General features: G+C 27.4%; 3 protein-coding genes. All 3 read left to right on the forward strand.

The window, feature by feature from the left end:
• Positions 1 to 385: 385 nt before the first annotated feature.
• The 3 genes from ACOYLT_RS10840 (at position 386) to ACOYLT_RS10850 (ending at position 3,308) form a co-directional block, all read left to right on the forward strand.
• The gene (locus tag ACOYLT_RS10840; RefSeq protein WP_422853864.1) at positions 386 to 1,747 is read left to right on the forward strand and encodes a hypothetical protein; all 1,362 of its coding nucleotides are present in this window, start codon (positions 386 to 388) and stop codon (positions 1,745 to 1,747) included.
• 193 nt (positions 1,748 to 1,940) lie between these two features.
• Positions 1,941 to 2,282 carry a hypothetical protein gene (locus ACOYLT_RS10845; protein WP_422853865.1) on the forward strand — a complete coding sequence of 114 codons (342 nt, stop codon included), beginning with the start codon at positions 1,941 to 1,943 and terminating at the stop codon, positions 2,280 to 2,282.
• A 3-nt stretch (positions 2,283 to 2,285) separates the two neighbouring features.
• Entirely contained in the window at positions 2,286 to 3,308 is a 1,023-nt protein-coding gene (locus ACOYLT_RS10850) for a LamG-like jellyroll fold domain-containing protein (RefSeq protein ID WP_422853866.1), read from the forward strand.
• Positions 3,309 to 3,645 lie beyond the last annotated feature (337 nt).

Consider the following 3,645-nt stretch of genomic DNA (forward strand, 5'->3'; position numbering starts at 1 on the left):
AGATTTAAACAAACGTATTCAGAAAATCATAAAGAAAACGGATAACAAATTATAAAATTACCCTTTTGGTTTTTTTAAAATAATCAGCTTACAGTAGTAGTATGTCAGTCTGAGCTTGTCGAAAGATCTTTTTTGTCTTTGATAGGTTCAGACTGATTTTTTTATGTTATACTGTTTTTTCACTCAATTTAGCACTTGCCTCACGCTGCATAAAGTCAGGAAACATTTGCGAAAAGTAGTTACAAAAATGAATAGTTAGCTAAGCTGGATAATTTTTTCGTATTGTTGGATTAATTTTCAAGGAAAAATACACCCGAATATATATTCCATTAATTTATTTTACTAAAAAAGGAGGTATACTATTACATTTGTATAAAAAATCCTCATGATTCATAAGATTTTATCACTATTTGCATTACTATCTGTTTCTTTTGTGTCGTCACAAACCATACCTAAAACAGAGAACATTTGTTTTTTTCAGGATGCAAAATCTGGTAAACCCATCACTATTGTAAACGATTCTCTAGTGTACAAAGGCGAACTGAAAAATCCTTCTCGTTTAAAACATACTGATTACCCTGGTACTCTAAATGATTATAGATATTATTTTAAAATTAAAAAACAGACATTTCTAGTTCATATTGGCTGTGGACCAGTTTTAGAATACCGAAATGACTCTATTGTCAGAATTGACAACTCTTTTTTACACCAAAACCAATATGGAAGTTCTCCTTTTACCTATAAAAATCAAATTTGCTTATTTGGTGGATATGGATTATTTACTGATAAAAACATTATTACTAGATACGATTTTACTCCAAATGAATGGTTTCTGCTAAATACATCTGGAGAAAATATTCCAAGTTCAAGAAGTGATAATTTGTATTATTTTGATGAATACGGTCTATATATTTTTGGAGGATGGAATACTAAAACGATGACAACTTTCAAAAAAGATCCATGTATTTGGGAATTAAATTTTAACAATTTAGAATGGAAGTGTTTAGGAAATTATAATGAAAACCTTCTTAAAATAATTTCAAAGTCAGCTTACAATTATTATAGCTTTCAAACAGAAAAAAAATTATATATAGTAAGAAATGATATTATTATTGAAATTGATTTTCAAGACAATAAAATAAACTATTTCGATAATAGAAATATAATACTAAGAACTAAACCTTATTTTGATAGTAAAAACAAATCTTTAGTGTGTTTATACAATCTGTCAGGCGCTAGAAATTTATCATTAGAAACTATATCTTTAGATGATTTGCTAAAATATCCTGTAAAATCAGAAAAATTATATTATTCTCCATGGCAAGATTATGCAGTTCCGATACTCTCAATATTTTTAATTCTTATTCTCATTTTTGGAATATATAAATGGATAAATTACAAAAAAAGGAAGTGTTTTATATTTAACCAAACTCAAAAAAAATTGTATTATAAAACTAAAATCATTTCCAATTTAGATCCTTTAGAAGAAAAAATAGTGGTTTTCTTATTTCAAAACAATAAAACGTTTATCCAACTTAACCAACTCAATAGTTTTTTTGAAAAAGAAAGCCTAGATAACTTTACCAATGTTATTAAAAAAAGAGATTTGGTTTTTGCCTCTTTATTTGTAAAACTAAATGCTTATGTAATGGATGGCGAAAAACCATTAGTGTTAATGCAAAAAAATGAAGTGGACAAACGCATCAAAGAAATCAAGTTAAATCCGTTGTATTTTACTTTGAAATAAATAAAAATCAATATCATTTCACTTCTAAATGCCTTCTTCGAGGCATTTTTTATTTTTATTATATAAATTGATAATCAATACTTTAATTTTATAAAAATACTAGAAAGTATTTCTAGGAATGAATTTTAGGTGGCAAAAATAGGCTACTCCATTTCTTTGTAATAGAAATTAAAATATCAAATAAATAATACATATGTTCGATTCAATAATCAAAGAATTTAAAAAAGACGATAAAATCAAACTATTAACAAAAGGAAAATACGATACGTACATCGGAATTACTTCAACCAAAGTTAATGGAAAAAGTTACGATAAGGCAATTCTATTTGAAATTAGTAAAACTAATAAGAAAAGAATCACATCTGAATTTATTGAATTGACTTATAATTATTACAAAGAAAACAATAATTGCTTTCCTAAAAGAGATTGGTATGAAACTCATAAAGAATTAAGTCATGAATATAAATCGAGACCCTGTAACTATGCTGTTGCGCAAGGTTTAATAAATAAAGTTTTAACAAGTAAAAATAACTAGAATATGAAAAAAATTACCTTCTTTTTGTACTTATGCAGTTTATGTGGGGTTTACGGACAGATCCCTCCCTATGTTCCTACTAATGGCCTCGTTGCATATTATCCTTTCAACGGAAATGCAAATGATGAAAGTGGGAATGGAAATAATGGAACAAATAGTGGAGCTATTTTAACTATTGATAGATATGGCAATTTTAATTCAGCCTTTAATTTTAATGGAATTGACAATGTAATTACTGTACAAGATAATAATTCAATTCATGCAAATATTTTTACATTATCTGCATGGATAAATGGTAATGATTATAATGGTTTTAAGCAAGTGATATGTAAAAATTTTGGAAATCAAAACAATGAATCTATTAATCTTGTTATAAACAATAATGCTCAATGGAATTTAACGGCACAAGTTGGGGGGCAGGGTTATTATGGAACTTTAATAAATTCACCTAATAGCATTAGTGTACAGCAATGGCATCATATTGTTTATTCATTTAATGATGATCAAAATATACAACAATTATTTATAGATGGTATTTTAGTGGCTAATAATATTGCTTTAAATTCTGTTGAATATGACAACAAACCATTAACTATAGGAGCACAATTGGAATTTAATAATTTGCAATATTTTTTTAAAGGAAGTATTGACGACATAGGTTTCTGGAATCGTAATTTAACCCAACAAGAAATAACTAACTTATATTATGCTGACACTACTTGCCAATCGCTAGTTATCAATACAGGCTTTTTAAGTTTTAATCCACCAACGTATCAAAATACGGTTACCATTTATCCAAATCCTGCCAATGACCAAATCACTATAGATTGTGGCAATCTGGCTAATGTAAGCGGGTGGAACATTAAAATTACAAACATGCTTGGTCAAGAAGTGTTTAATCAGCCTATGAATACCCAACAATATGTTGTGCCATTAAATACTTGGTCTGGTCAAGGAATTTATTTCGTTAAAATCTATGATGCTTCTAATAATTTAATGAATACCAAGAAAATAATATTGCAATAGTTTAGTTAGTAATTATTTTTAAGCCACAAATTCGTTTGTGGCTTTTGTGTTTTGGGACATCTCGCCAATGCGCTTTCATCTTGTGGTAATTTTTATGATTACTATAATCACTAGCTTTACTATGTTAGCAACGTTAAACTTGCTGCCTTTTTTCAACAATTAAAAAGTTTGTTTATAATATGCGTTAGAATAATTATTTTATGCAAAGGGCGGTTCATGTTTCAGTATACTAGGAACATAATAGCAAAATAGTGGCTACAAATTAGGGTAACAAAAACATTATTTTTTATAGATTTCATCCATTTCTTTTTTGCAAATTTTATGAATTGTTTTTTTG

Origin of the sequence: Flavobacterium sp., from assembly GCF_049318185.1 — a bacterium.
GTDB lineage: Bacteria > Bacteroidota > Bacteroidia > Flavobacteriales > Flavobacteriaceae > Flavobacterium.

Coding starts and splice junctions, on each gene's coding strand:
- ACOYLT_RS10840 (WP_422853864.1), top strand. CDS start 386: ATGATTCATAAGATTTTATCACTATTTGCATTACTATCTGTTTCTTTT.
- ACOYLT_RS10845 (WP_422853865.1), top strand. CDS start 1,941: ATGTTCGATTCAATAATCAAAGAATTTAAAAAAGACGATAAAATCAAA.
- ACOYLT_RS10850 (WP_422853866.1), top strand. CDS start 2,286: ATGAAAAAAATTACCTTCTTTTTGTACTTATGCAGTTTATGTGGGGTT.